19 protein-coding genes are annotated in these 20,108 nt (G+C 58.1%); 11 read left to right on the top strand and 8 right to left on the bottom strand.

Annotated elements, in window-relative coordinates:
• Positions 1-262: 262 nt before the first annotated feature.
• Together E1180_RS11525 and E1180_RS11520 are read left to right on the top strand one after the other, a co-directional pair.
• Positions 263-802: a single-stranded DNA-binding protein gene (locus E1180_RS11525; RefSeq protein ID WP_155191337.1), complete on the top strand. Its 540-nt coding sequence runs from the start codon at positions 263-265 to the stop codon at positions 800-802.
• Between the two features lie 386 nt (positions 803-1,188).
• Positions 1,189-3,081, top strand: coding sequence for a L,D-transpeptidase family protein (locus E1180_RS11520; RefSeq protein ID WP_208997092.1), 1,893 nt, complete (start codon positions 1,189-1,191; stop codon positions 3,079-3,081).
• A gap of 214 nt (positions 3,082-3,295) precedes the next feature.
• Here the strand turns inward: E1180_RS11520 and E1180_RS11515 are convergent, their stop codons facing one another.
• Positions 3,296-4,531, bottom strand: a complete 1,236-nt coding sequence (locus E1180_RS11515) for a zinc ABC transporter substrate-binding protein (RefSeq protein ID WP_155191335.1) — start codon at positions 4,529-4,531, stop codon at positions 3,296-3,298.
• Positions 4,532-4,687: 156 nt separating this feature from the next.
• Between E1180_RS11515 and E1180_RS11510 the strand changes: the two genes are divergently transcribed.
• The 7 genes from E1180_RS11510 (at position 4,688) to paaZ (ending at position 11,535) form a co-directional block, all read left to right on the top strand.
• Entirely contained in the window at positions 4,688-5,542 is an 855-nt protein-coding gene (locus E1180_RS11510; RefSeq protein ID WP_155191334.1) for a PaaX family transcriptional regulator, read from the top strand.
• 139 nt (positions 5,543-5,681) lie between these two features.
• A complete protein-coding gene (gene paaA / locus E1180_RS11505; RefSeq protein ID WP_155191333.1) occupies positions 5,682-6,674 on the top strand; it encodes a 1,2-phenylacetyl-CoA epoxidase subunit PaaA in 993 nt (330 codons plus the stop codon).
• A gap of 79 nt (positions 6,675-6,753) precedes the next feature.
• Positions 6,754-7,038, top strand: coding sequence for a 1,2-phenylacetyl-CoA epoxidase subunit PaaB (gene paaB, locus E1180_RS11500; protein ID WP_155191332.1), 285 nt, complete (start codon positions 6,754-6,756; stop codon positions 7,036-7,038).
• On the top strand, positions 7,038-7,808 hold the full coding sequence (gene paaC / locus E1180_RS11495) for a 1,2-phenylacetyl-CoA epoxidase subunit PaaC (protein ID WP_155191331.1): 771 nt from the start codon (positions 7,038-7,040) through the stop codon (positions 7,806-7,808). Before paaB ends, paaC begins: the two co-directional genes overlap by 1 nt.
• A gap of 1 nt (position 7,809) precedes the next feature.
• Positions 7,810-8,322 (top strand): 1,2-phenylacetyl-CoA epoxidase subunit PaaD, encoded by a 513-nt coding sequence (gene paaD / locus E1180_RS11490; RefSeq protein WP_155191330.1) that lies wholly within the window; start codon positions 7,810-7,812, stop codon positions 8,320-8,322.
• Positions 8,323-8,341: 19 nt separating this feature from the next.
• Positions 8,342-9,415 carry a ferredoxin--NADP reductase gene (locus tag E1180_RS11485; RefSeq protein WP_155191329.1) on the top strand — a complete coding sequence of 358 codons (1,074 nt, stop codon included), beginning with the start codon at positions 8,342-8,344 and terminating at the stop codon, positions 9,413-9,415.
• 44 nt (positions 9,416-9,459) lie between these two features.
• On the top strand, positions 9,460-11,535 hold the full coding sequence (gene paaZ, locus E1180_RS11480) for a phenylacetic acid degradation bifunctional protein PaaZ (protein ID WP_155191328.1): 2,076 nt from the start codon (positions 9,460-9,462) through the stop codon (positions 11,533-11,535).
• Positions 11,536-11,680: 145 nt separating this feature from the next.
• Here paaZ and paaK read toward each other — a convergent pair whose 3' ends face one another.
• From paaK to paaG, 3 genes are read right to left on the bottom strand one after another with little or no spacing between them, the layout of a single operon-like run.
• On the bottom strand, positions 11,681-12,982 hold the full coding sequence (gene paaK, locus E1180_RS11475) for a phenylacetate--CoA ligase PaaK (protein ID WP_155191327.1): 1,302 nt from the start codon (positions 12,980-12,982) through the stop codon (positions 11,681-11,683).
• A 33-nt stretch (positions 12,983-13,015) separates the two neighbouring features.
• Positions 13,016-13,447, bottom strand: a complete 432-nt coding sequence (gene paaI, locus E1180_RS11470; protein WP_155191326.1) for a hydroxyphenylacetyl-CoA thioesterase PaaI — start codon at positions 13,445-13,447, stop codon at positions 13,016-13,018.
• A 10-nt stretch (positions 13,448-13,457) separates the two neighbouring features.
• Positions 13,458-14,252, bottom strand: a complete 795-nt coding sequence (paaG, locus tag E1180_RS11465; protein ID WP_155191325.1) for a 2-(1,2-epoxy-1,2-dihydrophenyl)acetyl-CoA isomerase PaaG — start codon at positions 14,250-14,252, stop codon at positions 13,458-13,460.
• Positions 14,253-14,451: 199 nt separating this feature from the next.
• Between paaG and E1180_RS11460 the strand changes: the two genes are divergently transcribed.
• Positions 14,452-15,768, top strand: coding sequence for an HlyD family type I secretion periplasmic adaptor subunit (locus E1180_RS11460; protein ID WP_155191324.1), 1,317 nt, complete (start codon positions 14,452-14,454; stop codon positions 15,766-15,768).
• 85 nt (positions 15,769-15,853) lie between these two features.
• On the opposite strand, the gene E1180_RS11455 is transcribed toward E1180_RS11460, so the two are convergent.
• Together E1180_RS11455 and E1180_RS22640 are read right to left on the bottom strand one after the other, a co-directional pair.
• Positions 15,854-16,072: a hypothetical protein gene (locus E1180_RS11455; protein WP_155191323.1), complete on the bottom strand. Its 219-nt coding sequence runs from the start codon at positions 16,070-16,072 to the stop codon at positions 15,854-15,856.
• The gene (locus E1180_RS22640; RefSeq protein WP_280115244.1) at positions 16,027-18,732 is read right to left on the bottom strand and encodes a hypothetical protein; all 2,706 of its coding nucleotides are present in this window, start codon (positions 18,730-18,732) and stop codon (positions 16,027-16,029) included. Before E1180_RS22640 ends, E1180_RS11455 begins: the two co-directional genes overlap by 46 nt.
• A 26-nt stretch (positions 18,733-18,758) precedes the next feature.
• On the opposite strand from E1180_RS22640, the gene E1180_RS22470 reads away from it, so the two are divergent.
• Positions 18,759-18,914: a hypothetical protein gene (locus E1180_RS22470; RefSeq protein ID WP_244314043.1), complete on the top strand. Its 156-nt coding sequence runs from the start codon at positions 18,759-18,761 to the stop codon at positions 18,912-18,914.
• Here the strand turns inward: E1180_RS22470 and E1180_RS11445 are convergent.
• Together E1180_RS11445 and E1180_RS11440 are read right to left on the bottom strand one after the other, a co-directional pair.
• Complete coding sequence (locus tag E1180_RS11445; protein WP_155191321.1) at positions 18,903-19,748, bottom strand: cadherin repeat domain-containing protein; 846 nt, start codon at positions 19,746-19,748, stop codon at positions 18,903-18,905. The two genes, E1180_RS22470 and E1180_RS11445, sit on opposite strands and share 12 nt — an antisense overlap.
• The gene (locus tag E1180_RS11440) at positions 19,657-19,953 is read right to left on the bottom strand and encodes a hypothetical protein (protein ID WP_208997091.1); all 297 of its coding nucleotides are present in this window, start codon (positions 19,951-19,953) and stop codon (positions 19,657-19,659) included. Before E1180_RS11440 ends, E1180_RS11445 begins: the two co-directional genes overlap by 92 nt.
• Between the last annotated feature and the right edge of the window lie 155 nt (positions 19,954-20,108).

Below are 20,108 nucleotides of genomic sequence, written 5' to 3'. Positions count from 1 at the left end.
AACCGGGGGAATTGAGCCGGGGTATACACCGTGCGCGTGTAGGAAGGTTGTATTTTTGGCGGTGCGAGCGGGGGCAGGCAGGCCTGGAAGGGCTTTGGGCTGTGGAAAAGGAGACGCAGCGTTTGAAAAATTGGGCAAGGCGGTTGGCGGCCCGCTAGGGTTCTGGTTTTAACGGCGATGAGTTTGAGGGCAGCTGCCTTGGCGCGGCACGTCATGTGCGGCGACCGGCCTTGTTTCTGCTCAGCACAATAGGAGTTCAGTCATGGCGGGCAGCGTCAATAAAGTCATTCTTGTCGGCAATCTTGGCGCCGATCCGGAAATCCGGCGGACGCAGGACGGACGGCCCATCGCCAATCTGCGGATCGCGACGTCCGAAACCTGGCGGGACCGGAATTCCGGTGAACGCCGGGAAAAGACGGAGTGGCACCGGGTGGTGATCTTCAATGAAGGTCTTTGCAAGGTGGCGGAAAACTATCTGCGCAAAGGGTCGAAAGTTTACATCGAAGGCCAGTTGCAAACCCGTAAGTGGCAGGATCAGTCTGGCCAGGACCGATATTCGACGGAAGTTGTGCTTCAGGGCTTTAATTCCAGCCTGACAATGCTGGACGGCCGCGGCGAAGGCGGCGGGCAGGGCGGCGCACTGCCGGACTACGGCAATGAGCCATCTGGCGGCAGTTTCGGCGGATCCGGCGGTTCGTTTGGGGGCGGCAGCGGCTATGGCGGCGGCTCCAGCGGTGGCGGTTTTGGCGGACCGTCCGGGGGCGGGGGCAGCGGCCCCATGGATGACGAAATCCCGTTTTGATGTTCCGCACATTTGCGGGCCGGCGGAAAACAGGGCAGCGGCATAACTGTCACAGTGATTTGATTGCTGTCAGCAGTTGAAAGTCTGCCCCTTAACCGGCTGAGCATACCTGTGGTATATCAGTTCGGGTTATGCTTGGCACGAACAAGCGCGTGTTTGCGGGCCTTTTAAAGAACCTGGAAACCGCTCGGGCATCAGACTTAGAACCGGCAAGAGATGGCGTTCTTGGGCGCACGCCAAATCAGGTTTGACCAGATTTAATATTGTGAGTTGGAACAATGCGAGCGATTGAGAAAGAATCACGGTCAGAGGCAGGCCAAAACACCAAGTCCGGTATCAGGTGGCGCGCGAAAAAAGTCGTCTTCGGAAGTTTGAAGGCGGGCCTCATGGCTTCGGTGCTCGCAACCGGCCTGTCCGCTGTGAGCATTCCGGAGGCTTCGGCCCAGGGCCTGTTCCAGCGTATTTTCAATCCCGAAGCGCACCGCCGGCAGCAAGAGCGCGAACGGCAGGAATACCGCCAGCAAAAGATCAAGTCGGTCAGGGTCTCAGCACCCCGGTATCTGACCTATAAAGCTGATGCCTGGAAAGCGGTTTCGCTCGCGCCTTTGTCGGAAAAGAAAACCGCAGAATTGTCTAGCGACCTGCCAGCGGACGCAGATGGCGATGCAACAGCGGCAAGTGACGCCACTCCGGCTGGCGAAGCGAGCGCCGTGCTGACCGCGTTCGACAAGGCGCGGCCTGCTCTCAAAGACATGAAACTGATGGCGCTCCCGGAGATTGGGGAAGCGCTGATTGCGTATTATCGCGAACATCCCGATTTCATCTGGGTTGAAGACAGCCGCCCGACATCGAGAGCGCAGGCGCTGATCTCTGAGCTCGGCAACGCGTCAAAGTATGGCCTGGATCCTGCCGACTATGCCGTAACCGTACCCGTTTTTGACGGTTTGAGCCCTGAAGAGGTGCAGGCAGCGGCAATCCGGTTTGAAATGGATCTCAGCGCTGCGGCTCTGACCTACGTTCTTGACGCAGAGCGCGGCCGGATCGATCCGAACGGGATCTCCCAGTACCACGACCTGCCACGCCATGATGTCGATCTGGTTGCCGCTCTGGAAACCCTTGCGGGCACTGTGCTGATCAAGACCAAGCTTGCAGGGTTCCATCCTCAAAACGACCATTTCAAGGCCCTGACCGCGGAGCTTGCCCGGCTCAAGGCGGAAGACGAGGAAGCCGATCAGATCGTGATCGCGCCGGGGACTTTCCTGAAAGCTGGAAAATCCAGCCCGGAGCTGAAAAACATCGTTGCCGCGATTGCCAAGAACGGGTCCGAGGCGCTCAAGGCCGATCATGCTGCGGTTCTTGAAGCCTATGACGGGGCCGAGCTTTACACGCCGGAGCTCGTGTCTCTTGTGAAGGCGTTCCAGAAGGAAGCCAAGCTGACCCCGGACGGTATTGTCGGCAAGAACACGATCAGGGCGATGGTGGGTGAAACCAATGCGGCCAAGATCGCCAAGGTCGAGCTTGCCATGGAACGCAGCCGCTGGCTGCCCGAGGATCTAGGCCAGCGCAAGGTCTTTATCAATCAGCCGGCCTTTACCGCCACCTATTCGGCTGAAGGGGAGGCCCCGCTCTCCATGAGGGTCGTGGTCGGCAAGAAATCCAACCAGACCAACTTCTTCTACGACAATATCGAGATCGTGGAATACAACCCATACTGGGGTGTACCTTACTCGATCATTGTCAATGAGATGCTGCCGAAACTGGCGCAAAACCCAAGCTACTTGGATCAGGCGGGCTATGAGGTGACTACGCCGGGTGGACGTCAGGTCTCCTCCGCATCGGTCGATTGGTATGCGGTGGCGTCCAAGCAGCAGTCAATCAATGTGCGTCAATATCCGGGACGCTCGAATGCTCTGGGAGAGGTAAAGATCCTGTTCCCGAACCGGCACCATATCTATATGCACGACACACCGGCGAAAAACCTGTTCAACAAGGACATGCGGGCCTTCAGCCATGGCTGCATCCGCTTGCACGATCCAAAGGCAATGGCAGCCGCCGTCCTGGGTAAGTCCAAGGGTTATGTCGCCGGGCGGATTGCGCAAGGCCAGAACGAACAGGAGCGGGTTGCGGGTGATCTGCCGGTCTATGTCTCCTATTTCACGGCCTGGCCGGAAGAGAATGGCGAAATCGCTTACTTCAACGACATTTATGACCGAGATCGCTATCTGCTGACGGCTTTGGAAAAAACAAAGACCGCGCGGGAAAAGGCGCGGGCGTCCTAAAGCGTATCGCGTTCAACCAATTGTCTTTGGTATAAGAGGCCTGCGGCGATTTTCCTGAAGTTGCTGTCCGAACAAACAAAAAGCCGCTGGAACCAACCGGCGGCTTTTTTATTTTCGAACATGCCGCGTTTTGCGCCTGAAATAAGATCATTGGGCGGTAAACCGGATCTGGTTGACCGCCCAAAATTACCCAAAACCGAGGCTCGCAATTTGCCTAGCTTGAGGCGAGGCACTCCTTCAGCGCGGTCGCGATATTGCTCAGGAGCTGCGGGTATAGGTCCGGCCCGTTTTCGAGCGTTGCACCCAGCGGATCGAGTGTGCCGGCTTTTGCCGAACTGCCTTCCAGGGCCACATCAACGAGTTTGTTATCGAATTGCGGTTCCTGGAAAACGCAGGTGATGTTTTCATCGCGGATACGGCCTTGGATTTCAGCCATCCGGCCAGCACTGGTCAGCGCTTCCGGTGTCAGGCTGATCGCACCGCTTGCCTCAATTCCAAAGTGATGTTCGAAGTGATGGTAAGCGTCGTGGAACACGATGAACTTTGCATCAGCCACACCGGATAGTTCGGTTTTGATATTTGTTTCGAGAGCCTCAATGCGCTCGGCGAATGCAGCTGCATTCTTGCGGTAGATATCCGCGTGATCCGGGTCCAGCCGTGCCAGCGTTTCGGCCATGGCGCCAGCGATTGCAATTCCGTTGTCCGGATTCAGCCAGATATGACCGTCCTTGCCACCTTCATGGGCATGGTCGTGACCGTGGCCATGATCGTCATGGCTTGCTTCTTCATGCTCGTGCTCATGGTCGTCGTGAGCGTGTTCATTCTCGTGATCATGGCCGTGATCATGCCCTGCTTTTTCTGCAGAGGCGTGCTCTTCGTGGTCATGGTCATGGTCATGGTCGTGCCCGGCATGATCATCATGCCCATGGTCGTCATGTCCGTGATCATCATGCCCATGGGCCGTATGCTCATCCTTATGATCGTCGTGGCCGTGCCCGGCGTGCTCGTCATGTCCATGATCATCGTGGTCGCCATGATCGTGGGCGTCGAAGCTCGCGCCTTCACGGATGGCAAGATGCTCAATGCCGTCGACATCCATCATTTCAAGAACAGCTGCGTCCGATGCTGTCGAGTCGATTGCCTTGCCAAGGGACGATTCAATGGAAGGGCCAATCCAGAAGACTGCATCTGCGTTCTGAAGATCTGCCGCCTGCGATGGTTTCAAGGCGAAACCATGCGGGGATGCGGCTCCGTCGATGAGGACAGCCGGTTCTCCGACCCCTTGCATGACAGCGGCGGCAATCGAATGCAGCGGCTTGATGGTGGTCACGACATTCGGCGCCTCAGCGGCGGTTGCGGCGAAAGGTGCCATCGTGATCAGGACGGTTGAGGCCGCGCCGAGAAGGCGTGTCTTGATGGCTGGAGCAATCGGAGAGAGCTTTTGAGGCATTCGGGGTATCCGCAATTGTAACTGTGTAACGTCGTTATTGTATAACGTTTACGGTTTTCGCGCGCAAGGCTGCGGCCAAGGGAATCGCGCGCCCGGCTTGGCATTCCCGTCCGGCCCCGATATCTTTTGAAAAAATGCTTATGGATCAGTGCTTTTATGCTCGAAACAACGCGATTCCAGCTCCAGAACACCCTTTCTCCCTGGCCGCCCCGCGCAGCCCAGCTCATCGTGACGATCTATGGCGATATCGTTGAACCGCGCGGCGGCGTTTTATGGATGGGGGATCTGATCCGCCTTTGCAGCGCATTTGAAATCAACGAATCCCTGGTTCGCACGGCCGTGTCCCGCTTGGTGTCCACCGGTCAGTTGAGCGGTGAAAAGGCGGGTCGGCGGAGTTTTTATGCGCTTACTCCGTCAGCGCGCAAAGAGTTTCATGCGGCAGCCGACCTCTTTTTCGGTGCGCCCGATCCGGACTGTGACTGGCTGCTGGTGCATTGCGTTGAGAAACCCGATCAAACTCTGCTCCAGCGGCTTGGATTTGCCCAGCTTAACGGGACTGTTTTTGTTGGCGCTGACCGCGGCTACGGACCGTTGCCGGGGCTGGTTTTCCGGTCAAGGCTGGAGGAGCATGGCGGCGAAACCGGATTGGATACCCTTAGGGCCGCCTTTGACCTGAGTGGGCTGCACCGCGATTATCTGGCATTTACCGCGAGTTTTTCTGGTCTGGGTGAAAATATCGGTGCATTGGCCGGCGAACAGGCTCTTATCGCGAGGCTAGCGCTCGTTCATGCCTATAGAGCTATCCGGCTCCGCGATCCAAGGCTGCCTTCCTCGGCTTTGCCAAAGGGATGGGGCGGGGCTGAGGCGCGGGGTGTTTTCGCCGCGACCTACCGGGCCCTGTCGCCTGCAGCCGATGCCTATATTGGCAGGCAACTGACTGGCCTGAATGGGCTTTTGCCCGAAGCAACCAATGCGGTCCGCAATCGTCTAAAGACACTTTCGATCACATAACGCTTGGCCGGTCATGCCTTTGCACAGGCAAGCGCGTACCTTCTGTTTAAAAGGATCACACCACAACCATCAAAATTCCTTTATCTGTGATGTATTGTGCGGTAAGATGCCTGAAATCAACATGACGGGAGGAGGCGTCATGTATGCTCAGATGATCAAGACAGATGCGGCCAAAGTGCGCGATCTCAGCGAAATGTCCGCAGAAGAGCGCGCGTTTCAGGAGCGCATAGACCGCGGCGAAAAGATCGAGCCGACGGATTGGATGCCCGAGGGGTATCGGAAGACCCTGATCCGCCAGATCGGACAGCATGCTCACTCAGAGATTGTTGGCCAGCTGCCCGAAGGCAATTGGATCACGCGCGCACCAACTTTGGAGCGCAAGGCCATTCTGCTCGCCAAGGTTCAGGACGAAGCAGGGCACGGCCTTTATCTTTATTGCGCGGCAGAAACGCTTGGTGTGAGCCGGGATGAACTCATCGAACTGCTTCATGCCGGCAAGATGAAGTACTCCTCGATTTTCAATTATCCGACCCTGACATGGGCCGATATCGGAGCGGTCGGCTGGCTGGTCGATGGCGCGGCCATCATGAACCAGGTGCCACTGCAGCGCACCTCCTATGGACCCTATTCCCGCGCGATGATCCGGATCTGCAAGGAAGAGAGTTTCCACCAGCGCCAGGGATTCGACATCATGATGAAGATGGCGGGCGGCTCTGAAGCCCAAAAGCGGATGGCGCAGGATGCGCTTGACCGCTTCTGGTACCCGTCCTTGATGATGTTCGGGCCCTCCGACAAAGACTCTGTCCATTCGGCCCAGTCCATGGCGTGGAAGATAAAGATCAATACCAATGATGAGCTGCGCCAGAAGTTCGTCGATCAGACCGTTCCGCAGGCCGAGTATCTGGGGCTTACAGTTCCGGATCCGGACCTGAAATGGAACGAGGACAAAGGCGGCTACGATTTCTCCGAGCCCGACTGGAATGAATTCTTTGAGGTTCTCAAAGGCAACGGGCCCTGCAACGAGGAACGGCTCGGGGCCCGTGTGAAGGCCTGGGAGGACGGTGCCTGGGTGCGGGAGGGCTTGATGGCTCATGCTGACAAGCGGTCGGTGGCCAAGGTCGCTGCGGAATAGGCAGTCCGGCGATTGAACTGCCTAGCCATCCAACCACTACCGCCCATCAATTTGCCGGGCGCTGAGGGAGATAGATTTCATGAGCAAGGAGTGGCCGCTTTGGGAAGTGTTCATCCGTGGTCAGCACGGATTGAACCACAGGCACGTCGGCAGTCTGCATGCACCGGATGCGGAAATGGCGCTCAAAAACGCTCGTGATGTGTACACACGGCGCAAGGAGGGCGTCTCCATCTGGGTTGTCCCGTCGGCCCAGATATCGGCGTCCGATCCGGGAGACAAGGACAGCCTTTTCGAGCCGTCCGTGGACAAGGTCTACCGGCATCCGAGCTTCTTCAAGATACCGGATGAAGTCGGGAAGATGTGATGCAGAACGATCCTATCGCGCGCGATTATTTATTTGAGTGGCTGCTCCGGCGCGGCGACAGCGCTTTGATCATGGGGCACCGGATGTCCGAATGGTGCGGGCACGCCCCGGTGCTGGAAGAAGATATCGCGCTTGCAAATATCGCGCTCGACTTGATCGGCCAGGCGCGGCTTTGGCTGTCCTATGCCGGCGCGGTCGAGGGCAGGGGACGCGGCGAGGACGATCTCGCTTTTTTGCGGGATGCGTGGGACTTCAGGAACTTGCTTTTGGCCGAACAGCCCAATGGAGACTTTGGCAAAACCCTGATGCGGCATTTCCTGTACGATGCCCATCAGGTTCTTCTCCTGGAGAAGCTTCTGAGCTCCCGGGACGAGCGGATCTGCGAAATCTCCGAAAAGACCCTGAAGGAAGTGCGGTATCACGCGGAGCGTTCTGCCGACCTTGTTGTCCGTCTTGGCGACGGGACACAGGAGAGCCATCAGCGCATGCAAGCCGCGCTGGAGAGCCTATGGCCTTACACCTCAGAGTTTTTCGAAACCGATGAAACGGATAGGGCCATGGCGGAGGCCGGTCTTGCCGTTCTTCCCGAGACGTTGAAAGAAGACTGGTCAGAAATGGTCGGCAGCGTGCTTGACGCGGCAACGCTCATCGTTCCGAAAACCGGATTTGCGCGCACCGGCGGGACGACGGGCCGTCATAGCGAGCATTTGGGTCATCTGCTGGCGGACATGCAGTTCCTCCAACGGGCATATCCGGGGGCGGCCTGGTAACATGCAGATCCCGGTCGAGACTGTCTGGCGTTGGCTTTCGGAGGTGCCGGATCCCGAAATACCGGTTCTTTCGCTGCCGGATCTCGGGGTTATCCGCGATGTGCGTTGGGATCAGGACACCCTCGTCGTAACGGTGACGCAGACCTATAGCGGCTGCCCGGCCACATCTGTCATCAATCTGGATATTGAGACCAAACTGCGCTCTGAGGGGATTTCCAAACTGCGGCTTGAACAAAAGCTGTCACCTGCCTGGACCACGGATTGGCTCAGCGCCGAAGGGCGCGAAAAGCTTCGCCAATACGGGATCGCGCCGCCTGCGGAAGAAAACGGCGCCGATACCGCAAACGCGAAACGTGCGAACAGGCTGCTTGCGCCGCGCGCCGTTCCGGTCGACTGCCCAAGATGTGGGTCCTCGAACACCGAACGAATCAGCCAGTTCGGGTCCACGCCCTGCAAGGCGGCGTATCGCTGCAAGGCCTGTCTTGAGCCCTTCGACTATTTCAAATGCCATTGAGCGCCTGCCGGAGGAAAGTATGCCCCGCTTTCACAGTCTGACCGTGACCAACATCGCCCATGAAACGCGCGATTCAGTTGTGGTTACGCTTCAGCCGCAGGCCGGACAGGAAGATTTGTTCCGGTTTACCCAGGGCCAGTACCTGACATTCCGCAAGGATTTCGCAGGGCAGGAAGTCCGGCGGTGCTATTCCATCTGCAGCGGTACCGAGGACCAGCGGCTTCAGGTTGGGATCAAGAAGGTGGAAGGCGGCGCTTTTTCCTGCTGGGCGAATGATGAGCTCGCGGTTGGCCAAACGCTCGAGGCCATGCCGCCGGCCGGGAGTTTCTACAAGCCGATTGATGAAGCCAGCGAGCGGCATCATGTCGGCTTTGCCGGCGGATCGGGCATTACGCCGGTCCTGTCCATCCTGAAAACGGTCCTCGCGCGCGAGCCGCAGTCACGCTTCACACTGGTATATGCCAACCGGGAAGTCTCCTCGATCATGTTCCGGGAGGAACTGGAGGACCTCAAGAACAAGTACCTTGGGCGCTTGCACTTGATTCACATCCTGAAAAGGGATGCGCTCGACAGCGACCTGTTGAGCGGCCGCGTGGACCGCGAGAAGGTGGATGAGTTGTTGCGCACCCTGATCGACCCCTCTGAGATTTCCCAGGCCTATCTGTGCGGTCCGCATGGAATGATGGAAACGGTCCGCGCGGCCCTTGCAGACCATGGCGTTCCACCGGACCACATCACTCAAGAACTGTTCAAGAGTGACCAGCCGGGCAGGCTTCCGGTCAAACCGGTTGCTGCGGACGCCGCTGCTGCCGCAGATGGAGCCGAACTCCTCCTCACCCTTGATGGAACAACGCGCCAGCTGCGGATGTTGCCCGGTGAAACAGTTCTTGAGGCAGCCCATCGCCACGACATTGATGCGCCTTATTCCTGCTGCGCAGGCGTTTGCTCCACATGCCGGGGGCGAGTGCTGGACGGCGAAGTGGACATGGCGGCCAATCATGCTCTTGAAGATGACGAACTCCGGGACGGCTATGTGCTGACATGCCAATCCCGTGCGGTCAGTGGCAAGCTGACTGTCACCTATGACGCTTGAACTGCCTTTTTCCAGCCGCTTCCAACCCGAACAGAGACATCTCCATGACAGTCGTTTCGCAAAACGCCCGCGTTCTTGAAAGCTATCTCGCCGGACGCTGGCAGCCTGGCAAGGCAGAGGGCAAGCTCCTGGCGGACCCATCCAACGGAGACCCGGTCGCCGTCATCGATGCATCTGGGATCGATCTCGGTGAAGCTCTTGCCTACGGGCGCGCAACTGGCGGTGCCGCGCTCAGGAAGATGACCTACCACGAGCGCGCCTTGATGCTGAAGTCGCTCGCGCAGCACCTGATGGAGAAGAAGGAAGTCTTTTATCCGGAAAGCTTCAAGACCGGTGCAACACGCAAGGACAGCTGGATCGACATTGAGGGGGGGATCGGGACCCTTTTTGCCTATTCCTCAAAAGCCCGCCGGGAAATGCCGAATACGCGTGTTTTTGTGGAAGGTCCTGTTGAGCCCTTGTCGCGGGACAAGACCTTCTCCGCGCAACACGTGCTCACCGCTTTGACCGGGATTGCCGTTCATATCAATGCGTTCAATTTTCCCGTCTGGGGGATGCTTGAGAAGATCGCACCTGCGTTGATCGCGGGAATGCCCTGTCTCGTCAAACCAGCCAGCCAGACGGCCTACCTGACTGAACTGGTGGTTCGCCATATCCAGGCAAGCGGGCTTGTTCCGGAGGGGGCATTGCAGCTCCTGTGCGGCTCCGCCGGCGACTTGATGGACCATTTGACCGGGCAAGATGCCGTGACCTTTACCGGATCGGCGGCCACGGGGCAGATGCTGCGGCGGCATCCCGTCATCGTCGAAAATTCCATCCGCTTTACGATGGAGGCAGACAGCCTGAATGCGGCGGTCCTCGGGCCGGACGCAACGCCTGACACGCCGGAATTCGATCTGTTTGTCAAGGAAGTCGGACGGGAAATAACGGTCAAGGCCGGTCAAAAATGCACTGCTGTCCGCCGGATCATCGTGCCGCGCGGTCTTGTTGGACCGGTTCAGGAAGCGCTGGCCTTGCGTCTTAAAAAAACAGTCGTCGGAGATCCGCGCGACGAGGCCGTTACGATGGGGGCTCTTGCGTCGGGCGCGCAGAAGGCGGAAGTGCTGGAGCGTATCGCCGAGCTCACCTCGGGCGCCGAAATTGTCGCCGGAGGCGGGGAGGCGGATGGTTTGGACGGTCAGGCGAGTGCTGGCGCGTTTCTGCAGCCGACACTTCTTTATTGCGATAAGCCGGCTGCGTCCGAGGCCGTGCATTCGGTCGAAGCCTTTGGCCCGGTGGCCACGCTCATGCCCTATGATGACATCGGCGCGGCAATCGACCTGACCCATCGCGGCAAAGGATCATTGGTGGCCTCGGTTTTCACGAACGATCCGAATGTCGCCGAAGAAGCCGTCCTTGGAATGGCGCCCTTCCACGGCCGCATCATGATTGGCAACCGCGCCAGCGCCAAGACCTCTACCGGCCACGGATCACCGCTCCCCATGCTGGTGCATGGCGGGCCGGGCCGGGCGGGCGGAGGAGAAGAGCTTGGCGGCCTCAGATCCGTAAAACACTATATGCAGCGCACAGCCGTACAAGGGACGCCGCACTTGCTGGGTGCAGTCACAGACCGGTGGGTCGACGGGGCGCCCGGTCTGGAAGACACCAAACACCCATTCCGGAAATCCTTGGCCGATCTGAAGATAGGAGACCGGTGGAAGACAGGGTCAAGAACTGTCACGCTCGAAGATATCGAGCATTTCGCCACATTCACCGGTGACACTTTTTACGCCCACATGGACGCGGATGCCGCAAGCCGGAACCCGTTTTTTGGCGGCCGCGTTGCTCATGGGTATCTGATCGTCTCGTTTGCGGCAGGACTGTTTGTTGACCCGGATGAGGGACCGGTCCTTGCCAACTACGGTGTCGACAATCTTCGTTTCCTGACACCGGTCAACGCCGGTGACACGCTGCAGGTCGCGTTGACCGCAAAGGAGATTTCACCGCGGATTACCGCCGACTATGGAGAAGTCTGCTGGGATTGCCTTGTCAGCAACCAGAATGGGGATCCGGTTGCGCAATATGATGTTCTCACGCTTGTTGCCAAGGAGTGGCCGGCCGGTTCTTCTGCGGCCGTTTAAGGCGTGTTGCTGTCATTCGAATGCACAGTGTTTCGTTTTTTGCGTTGAAATCATCAATTTCAGGAAGCGAAAGACGAATCCGATCGAATGCGATTTGCAGTAGATCGCGGTGTGCGGTTCTAGTTTTGTATTCTCACAGCCGGTGTCAGCGGTTGTCGACGACCCGTTTGGCTTTGCCTGCGGAACGCTCCACGTTGCCTGGAGCCGTAACATCGATCCGGGCGGACACACCAACGATGCTCTTGATATGATGGCCAAGTTCGGCTGCGGATGCTGAACGCTGGTCACTGCTAGCCGCTGACGGCGAGGCTTCAACGTGGACGGTCATCTCGTCCATCCTGTCCGATTTTGTGAGTTCGATCTGAAAGTGCGGCGACAGCCCTTTGCACTTGAGGATCTGCTCTTCGATCTGGGTTGGAAACACATTGACACCGCGCAGGATTATCATGTCGTCGGACCGGCCGGTTACTTTTTCCATGCGCCGCATGGTCCGTGCTGTTCCGGGCAACAAGCGTGTCAGATCCCGTGTCCGGTAGCGCACCATCGGCAGGCCTTCCTTGGTCAGCGTCGTGAACACGAGCTCGCCAAGTTCCCCATCGGCAAGAACGTCGCCCGTCTCCGGATCGATGATTTCCGGATAAAAATGATCTTCCCAGATGTGCAGCCCGTCCTTGGTTTCGACGCATTCATTGGCAACGCCCGGGCCGAGGATTTCTGAAAGACCATAAATATCAACAGCATGCATATCGAACGCCTGCTCGATCTCTTCCCGCATGGCGTTGGTCCAGGGCTCTGCGCCAAATATGCCTGACACAAGAGACGTCTCGCGCGGGTCGCGGCCCTGGCGGCGGAACTCGTCAAGGATCGACAGCAGATAGGACGGGGTCACCATGATGATTCGGGGTTTGAAGTCCTCAATCAGCATGACCTGACGCTCTGTCATGCCGCCAGATACCGGAACCACTGTGCAGCCCATTTTCTCTGCGCCGTAATGGGCGCCGAGGCCGCCGGTAAACAAGCCATATCCATAGGAGATATGAACGATGTCGCCGGACCGCCCACCTGCCGCGCGGATGGAGCGTGCGACAAGATCAGCCCACATTTCGATATCGGATTTCGTGTATCCGACCACAGTCGGTTTTCCGGTCGTTCCCGAGGAGGCATGAATGCGGACGATCTTGTCTCTGGGAACCGCAAAGAGGCCGAAAGGGTAGTGGTCCCGCAGATCCTGCTTTGTGGTGAAGGGAAATTTCGAAAGATCGGCGAGGCTGATCAGATCGTCCGGGTGGACGTTCTTTTTCTCGCAGTTGTTGCGGAAAAACGCGACATTGTCATAAGCGTGTTTGAGAGAGTGTTTCAGACGGGAAAGCTGAAGGGCCTGCAGTTCATCACGGCTGCCTGTTTCAATGGGGTCCAGGTCGCCGGGTTTCGGTGTCAGGTCCTGCATCTCGTTCTCTCTCCAATCGGCAGACCGGCCGTATCATTCCGGCAAAATGGTGCCTTTTGTCGTTCTCGATAATCCGCGGAATTCCGCGATGGTATCGCCGTTCTGATTGGCGATGGAAACATCGTAAAGACCGGATCGCCCGCTCTTTGAGCGTTCAATTGCGGATGCTGTCAGGTGGTCGCCCATATGCGCGGGCTTTAGGAATGTGACCTCGCAGTGTTGCGCGACCGTAATCTGATTGTAGCTGTTGCAGGCAAAGGCGAACGCGCTGTCGGCCAGGGTGAAGATATAACCGCCATGACAGATGCCGTGTCCATTCGTCATGATCTGGGTAACGGTCATCTCGATTACCGCTGTGCCGGGGCCGGTTTGGGTCAGTTTCATGCCAAGATTTTGCGAGGCGGTATCCTGAGACCACATCCGGTCTGCGCAGGCTTGAGCAATCTCTTTTGCATAACGCGCCATGATGAGGACCTCATGTACCGGTGAATTCTGGCGGGCGTTTTTCAAGAAACGCCGAAACGCCTTCCTTATAATCCCGGCTTTGCCCGGCACGGCGCTGGAGATCCCGCTCGGCATCGAGTTGGGCGTCGAGTGTCTGGTCGGCCGCATCTTGGATCAGGCCTTTCGTCAAAGAAAGTCCATAGGTTGGGCCAGAAGCGAGGCTTTCGGCCAGGTCTGTCGCCTCGGCTAGGAGGGTGTCATCAGGAACACATTTCCAGATCATCCCCCAGTCCGCAGCGGTTTCGGCCGGGAGCGGCATACCCGTCATGGTAAGGGCCTTTGCCCGCGCTTCCCCAATCAGTCTCGGCAATAGCCACGTTCCGCCGGAATCGGGGACGAGACCGATTTTGGAAAAAACCTGGATGAAGCGGGCTGATTGGCCCGCCAGAACAATGTCGCAGGCGATCGCAATATTGGCACCAGCCCCGGCCGCGACCCCGTTCACGGCGCAGACGACCGGTTTGGGAAGGTCCCGGATTTGCCGCACCAAGGGATTGTAAAGGGTTTCAAGCGTATGGCCCAGATCCGGCGCATGGCCGCCGTTCCGCATATCCCGTTCGGACAGATCCTGTCCGGCTGAAAAGGCGCGGCCGGCCCCTGTCAACAAGACTGCCCGGATCTCATCTTCTGTTGTAGCTGCTTCGAACGCGGAGCGCAGGGCAAGATGGAGGCCTTCAGTGAACGCGTTGAGTTTTTCCGGCCGGTTGAGTGTGACCGTCAAGACGCCCTTGCGAACCGCCGTCAGAACCGGGTCGATGTCCGCCATCATTCCTCCCAAGCATCACGAACTGGATGCAATTTTCTTTATCTGTGTGACATTAAGGCACAGTCAGGCAATCCGGTCAAAGACATATTCAGCGGCCATTTGAACGGATTTGACCGGTATTCTGCAAGGCTGTTCAGTCCGCATTTACTTTAATCAGGCAAGGTCTGGATCAAAGGATCGCCGCGCGTAACGGGCAAACATGTTCAATCGTCAGTACACTTTTGAAAATCAGTCACTTGAGCTCCCTTTGGAGCTTGAGGAAGGGCCGCCGCCAATCGCCTATAAACGGCTGCTTCAAATCCTGTCGGTCGGTGCGGCCGCATTCCTTGCCTGGGCGGCAATCGGACAGGTCCGGGAAGTCGCAAAGGCGGTGGGGGAAATCGTCCCTGCAGGCAAGGTGCAATCGGTTGGCCACCTCGAAGGGGGCATTGTTGCCGAAGTTCTTGTCGAGGAAGGGCAGCTAGTCGAAGAAGGCGCACCGATTGTCCGGCTTCGCGAAACTGCGGCTTCGAGCGATTTGGAGAGGGTTCAGACCCGGCTGCAGTTTCTGGCAAGGGAAGAGCAGCGGCTGGCCTCGCCAGAGGCTGATATTGTTTCTGAAGGTCTCCGGCTGAACGCGGCTGATTTTTCCGAAGCACAGCAGGCAGCTCTCGAAGCTCAACAGCGCGGCTTCGAACAGGAGCAGCAGGCGCTAAAGGCGCGCATTGCAGAAAAAGAAGCTGAACTCCAAAGTGTGATCGAACGCATCGGCCTTCAGGAAACCCGGGTCGAGATTGAGCGCGAAAAATTCGCAATTCAAGAATCGCTCTATGACCAGGGCTACACGTCGAAACGCCGCTTTCTGGACTCCAAGTCCTCCCTGCAAGATGCGCAAAGCCAACTGAGCGAGTTAAACGGTTTTCGGGGCCGGACCGACGCTCAACTTGCCGAGGCCAAGGCGGGTCTGGAACGCTCGATTGCCAAGGCGCAGGAAGAGCTCGCAGAAGAGCGGAACCGGGTCATCCAGGAACGGAATGAACTCGCTTTTGAGGCTGAAAAGCAGCAGGATCGCTTTGACCGGCTGTTTGTGAGAGCGCCTGTGGCGGGTCACATCAAGGCTCTGGCATTGAAGGGACCGGGCGGCGTTTTGGCTCCGGGCGACATCGTTGCCGAAGTTGTTCCGAGCAACAGCGATCTCGTTGCGGAGGTTCGTATCCTGCCGCGCGACATCGGCCATGTTGAGGTGGGGGACAAGGCAGAGATCGCGATAACCACCTTCGATCCCAACATTCAAGGGACATTGGAGGGCGAGGTGTCCGTGATCTCGGCGTCCAGTTTCCGTGATGAATACGGCAACTACTACTTCAAGGCGGTTATTCCGCTCAGTTCCAATCAGATTGGAGAGGGAGCGCGGGCCGAGACGATTTCGCCCGGAATGGTGGTCGATGCAAAAATCGTGACCGGCTCGAAGTCGGTGCTTCAGTACATGTTGAAACCGGTTACCCGCGCAATCGGCGACCCGCTCAGCGAACGCTGACTTGATAAGTCGCAGCGCAGTTACAGCAAAAAGCCCGCCGTTTCCGGCGGGCTTTTGATCAGTTACCGCTGCCGGGTTCCGTCAGCTACCACCTGATTTCCTCGATATCGGAAAAGTCGATCTTCGTCCCGTCGGTGAACTCGATCGAGCCGTGCGCATCGTCGGACAATTCGAGCGTCTTGCTGTCGGCATCGTAGTTCTCGATGGAGCCCTCACTGATTGTCACGGTCCAGTCAGTCCCGTATTCGCCAGCAGCTGTTATCCCTGGGCCACCGCCAAGATCAATGACATCGGTCCAGGCCACGCCGGCACCGCCAGAGATGTTGTCGCTGCCATCCCCCAGGCCGTACATGAACAGGTCCGACCATCGCCGCCGGTGAGATTGTCGTTGCCGGTGCCGCCAATGATGACATCATCGCCAGCACCGCCCGAGATGTTGTCAGCACCGCCTTCACCAAAGAGAAGATCGCGGCCGCCTCCGCCGGAGATGTTGTCGCTGCCGTCGTCTTGACTGCCGCCTTCGATCCGGTCGTTGTAGTCACCGGTCGAAATATTGTCGCTGCCGCCAACGCCGTCCACATAGTAGGACTGGTCCGTTCCGCTGAAGGTTCCGCTATCAGTGCCGCCGGTAAACTGACTGTCGTAGTTGCCGGTGACAGAGATTGAGAAAGTTTCGTCCGCCGTCGAGCCATCCGCGCTTGTTGCAGTCACAGTCACGCCGATCTCGCTTTCGACTTGACTGTCGAAAAAGGCATGATCGGCAATCGTCACGACACCATCGGCGTCGATCTCAAACCGGTCGTCGCTCAAGGTGTAGGTGACGGCGTCTCCGTTCGGGTCATCGGCGAAAGCGGTGACGCCGACCTGGGTCCCGGCGCCATCCGTTTCGTTGATCGTGTTGGCCGCCGCATTCGTGTCGGTGACAGAGGTTACGCCGCCTTCAACCAGGTTGGTTGATGCCACATCGCCGTCGGCGAACCGGAAGTTTTCGACATTCAGGACCGTGTCGATCCCGTCTGGCGACCCGTCGCGCAGATCGGTGATTGTGAAGCTTCCGTCGTCGTTTTCCGTTATGTCGTAATCGGCATAGTTTCCGGAGTAGATGGCCGTATCCGTTCCTGCAGCGCCATCGATCCAATCATTGTTAGCCCCACCTTCCAGGGTGTCGTCATCAGATCCGCCGTGAAGGGTGTCGTTGCCGCTGCCGCCTTCGAGAGTATCCCCGGTGGTGGTGAGATAGTCCGTGTCCAGGCGATTGGCATACATGCTCGCGTTGTCGATGGACACACTATCGAGGCTGATGCCCTGGATTGGTTTGCTTGTCAGCAAGACAGCGTCCGCATTGGAGGCATATTCGGGAGCGAGGTAGACTTCGCCGTTTTCAAGCTGGATCACCACCGCAGAAAACGTTCCGGTAGTGCCGTCGGTGAAGGTAACGGTTGCATCATATACCTGAAGCGAATCCAGAGCATAGGTCCCGCTGCCTATCGTGAAGGTTTCAGCTGTCCCGTTGAAATCATTGTCGGCCAAGACATTGCTTCCGTCCGCGTCATTCGCGGTTGCAGAGACAATTTCCTTGTGAAGCGGTGCGTTTGAACCACCATAACTTCCAAGAAGTGTGGAGGCGTTTTCACTGCTTCCATTGGACTCATCGGTATCGATATCCGCAGTGGTGGTCAGATGGATCAGATTGTAGGTTGATCCAACGGTTCCCGTTGCGCCGCTCGTGGTTTCTCCGCCGGATCCTGCGTAAAGAACATCATCACCTTCGCCGCCGCGCAACGTGTCGATGCCCTCGGCTCCGGACAAGGTGTCGTTCCCGGCGCCGCCAATGATGGTGTCATTACCGGACGATCCGGTGATGGAATCATTGCCGTCCCGGCCTTCCAGTTGATCGACACCGTTCAAAGTGATCCCGGTGAAGTCCCAGTCAAGTTCAGAGTTGGCCGTTTGGGCCCGCAAAGTTTCCCCGGAAACATTGCTTCCGTCGATGACCTCGATACCTTGCGTTTGCGCATTGAAGGTATTTTCAAGTTCGAATTCAGTACCGGTGCCAGAGCTCAAGACAATGGTGTCACTTCCGGTCGAGCCGGTATCGGAGATCGCGTCGGCACGGCCGTCACCACGCAGCAGATAGGTGTCACTGCCTTCGCCGCCGATCAACGTGTCGTTGTCGACGCCAGCGCCGCCGTCAAGAATGTCGTCACCGGCGCCGCCGACAAGGGTATCCGTTCCGTCCCCGCCATCAAGCACGCCGCCGTCCTGGTGGGCGGTTATGTGATCATTCCCCGAGCCGCCGGTAATGGAATGTTCCGCAACACCGCTATCGACGAATGTAACGCCACCTTCAGCGAGTTGGATATGCTCCGCCACATCCGCGACATCCAGCGTGAAGGTCTCAGTGGCAGTCGACCCGTCTGTCGAAGTGGCTGTGATTGTCAAGGATATGCTCGGCTCGCTTTCGTAGTCAAAGCTTACGCCGTCGGCCACGGTGACCACACCGTTCTCATCGACGGTAAAGCGGCTGTCATCGACTGCGTAAGAGACGCTGTCGGTCACATCGCTGTCGGTTGCCAGTGCAGTGACACCGACCTGGGTGCCGGTGGCCGCGTCCTCAGCGATGGTGTTGGCGGATGTATCGCTGTCGGAAACAGCTGAGACGTCGGCTTCATCTACGTCGCTAACCGCAATGGTGAAGGTTTCTGTAGACGTGGATCCGTCTGTCGAGGTCGCTGTGACGGTGATTTCGATGGAGCCTTCGGTTTCCGCGTCAAAATATGCCCCATCGGCAACGGTGACCACACCGTTCTCATCGACGGTGAAGCGGGCATCGTCAACGGCATAGGAAACGCTGTCGGTGATGTCGCTGTCGGTTGCCAGCGCGGTGACACCGACTTGTGTTCCGGCCGAGGTCTTCAGCGATGGTGTTGGCGGATGTATCGCTGTCGGAAACAGCCGAGACATCGGCTTCATCCACGTCGGAGACCGCAATGGTGAAGGTCTCGGAAGAAGTGGAGCCGTCTGTCGAGGTAGCCGTGACGGTGATGTCGATGGAGGCTTCGGTCTCCGCATCGAACGAGGCGCTATCGGCCACAGTCACCACGCCGTTTTCATCGACGGTAAAGCGGGCATCATCAACCGCATAGGAGACGCTGTCGTTCACATCGCTGTCGGTTGCGAGCGCGGTGATACCGACCTGAGTTCCGGCAGAGGTCTTCAGCGATGGTGTTGGCGGATGTATCGCTGTCGGAAACAGCTGAGACGTCGGCTTCATCCACGTCCGAGACTTGAATAGTAAAGGTCTCTGTAGAAGTGGAGCCGTCTGTCGAGGTAGCCGTGACGGTGATGTCGATGGAGGCTTCGGTCTCCGCATCGAACGAGGCGCTATCGGCCACAGTCACCACGCCGTTTTCATCGACGGTAAAGCGGGCATCGTCGACCGCATAGGAAACGCTGGCGGTGACATCGCTGTCGGTGGCGAGTGCGGTGACACCGACCTGGGTGCCGGAAGCGGCGTCTTCTGCGATGGTATTGGCCGAAGTATCGCTGTCGGAAACGGCGGAGACATCGGCTTCATCCACGTCCGAGACTTGAATAGTAAAGGTCTCTGTAGAAGTGGAGCCGTCTGTCGAGGTAGCCGTGACGGTGATGTCGATGGAGGCTTCGGTCTCCGCATCGAACGAGGCGCTATCGGCCACAGTCACCACGCCGTTTTCATCGACGGTAAAGCGGGCATCGTCGACCGCATAGGAAACGCTGGCGGTGACATCGCTGTCGGTTGCGAGTGCGGTGATGCCGACCTGGGTGCCGGTGGCCGCGTCCTCGGCGATGGTGTTGGCGGACGTATCGCTGTCGGAAACAGCCGAGACATCGGCTTCATCGACATCGCTAACCGCAATGGTGAAGGTCTCGGTGCATGTGGACCCGTCTGTCGAGGTTGCCGGTGACGGTGATGGCGATGGAGCCTTCGGTCTCCGCATCGAATGACGCGCCGTCTGCAACAGTCACCACACCATTTTCATCGACGGTAAAGCGGGCATCGTCGACCGCATAGGAAACGCTGTCGGTGATGTCGCTGTCTGTTGCCAGCGCGGTGACACCGACCTGGGTGCCGGAGCGGTCTTCAGCGATGGTGTTGGCGGATGTATCGCTGTCGGAAACAGCCGAGACATCGGCTTCATCCACGTCGGAGACCGCAATGGTGAAGGTCTCGGTGGATGTGGACCCGTCTGTCGAGGTTGCCGGTGACGGTGATGGCGATGGAGCCTTCGGTCTCCGCATCGAATGACGCGCCGTCCGCAACAGTCACCACACCGTTTTCGTCGACGGTAAAGCGGCTG

Origin of the sequence: Roseibium denhamense, assembly GCF_009711415.1 — a bacterium.
In the GTDB taxonomy this organism is placed as follows: Bacteria; Pseudomonadota; Alphaproteobacteria; order Rhizobiales; family Stappiaceae; genus Roseibium; species Roseibium denhamense.
Note: the sequence above shows the minus strand (reverse complement) of the source record. Positions and strands in the feature narration are given on the sequence as shown.

What these genes read in the sequence shown, in the direction of transcription:
- E1180_RS11485 (WP_155191329.1), top strand. Translation starts at nt 8,342, where the DNA reads ATGCCCCGCTTTCACAGTCTGACCGTGACCAACATCGCCCATGAAACG.
- E1180_RS11460 (WP_155191324.1), top strand. Translation starts at nt 14,452, where the DNA reads ATGTTCAATCGTCAGTACACTTTTGAAAATCAGTCACTTGAGCTCCCT.
- paaI (WP_155191326.1), bottom strand. Translation starts at nt 13,447, where the DNA reads ATGGCGCGTTATGCAAAAGAGATTGCTCAAGCCTGCGCAGACCGGATG.
- E1180_RS11445 (WP_155191321.1), bottom strand. Translation starts at nt 19,748, where the DNA reads ATGCGGAGACCGAAGGCTCCATCGCCATCACCGTCACCGGCAACCTCG.
- E1180_RS22640 (WP_280115244.1), bottom strand. Translation starts at nt 18,732, where the DNA reads ATGTCTCGGCTGTTTCCGACAGCGATACATCCGCCAACACCATCGCTG.
- E1180_RS11510 (WP_155191334.1), top strand. Translation starts at nt 4,688, where the DNA reads ATGCTCGAAACAACGCGATTCCAGCTCCAGAACACCCTTTCTCCCTGG.
- E1180_RS22470 (WP_244314043.1), top strand. Translation starts at nt 18,759, where the DNA reads ATGGTGAAGGTCTCGGAAGAAGTGGAGCCGTCTGTCGAGGTAGCCGTG.
- paaD (WP_155191330.1), top strand. Translation starts at nt 7,810, where the DNA reads ATGCAGATCCCGGTCGAGACTGTCTGGCGTTGGCTTTCGGAGGTGCCG.
- E1180_RS11520 (WP_208997092.1), top strand. Translation starts at nt 1,189, where the DNA reads ATGGCTTCGGTGCTCGCAACCGGCCTGTCCGCTGTGAGCATTCCGGAG.
- paaC (WP_155191331.1), top strand. Translation starts at nt 7,038, where the DNA reads ATGCAGAACGATCCTATCGCGCGCGATTATTTATTTGAGTGGCTGCTC.
- paaK (WP_155191327.1), bottom strand. Translation starts at nt 12,982, where the DNA reads ATGCAGGACCTGACACCGAAACCCGGCGACCTGGACCCCATTGAAACA.
- paaG (WP_155191325.1), bottom strand. Translation starts at nt 14,252, where the DNA reads ATGGCGGACATCGACCCGGTTCTGACGGCGGTTCGCAAGGGCGTCTTG.
- paaA (WP_155191333.1), top strand. Translation starts at nt 5,682, where the DNA reads ATGTATGCTCAGATGATCAAGACAGATGCGGCCAAAGTGCGCGATCTC.
- paaZ (WP_155191328.1), top strand. Translation starts at nt 9,460, where the DNA reads ATGACAGTCGTTTCGCAAAACGCCCGCGTTCTTGAAAGCTATCTCGCC.
- E1180_RS11525 (WP_155191337.1), top strand. Translation starts at nt 263, where the DNA reads ATGGCGGGCAGCGTCAATAAAGTCATTCTTGTCGGCAATCTTGGCGCC.
- paaB (WP_155191332.1), top strand. Translation starts at nt 6,754, where the DNA reads ATGAGCAAGGAGTGGCCGCTTTGGGAAGTGTTCATCCGTGGTCAGCAC.
- E1180_RS11515 (WP_155191335.1), bottom strand. Translation starts at nt 4,531, where the DNA reads ATGCCTCAAAAGCTCTCTCCGATTGCTCCAGCCATCAAGACACGCCTT.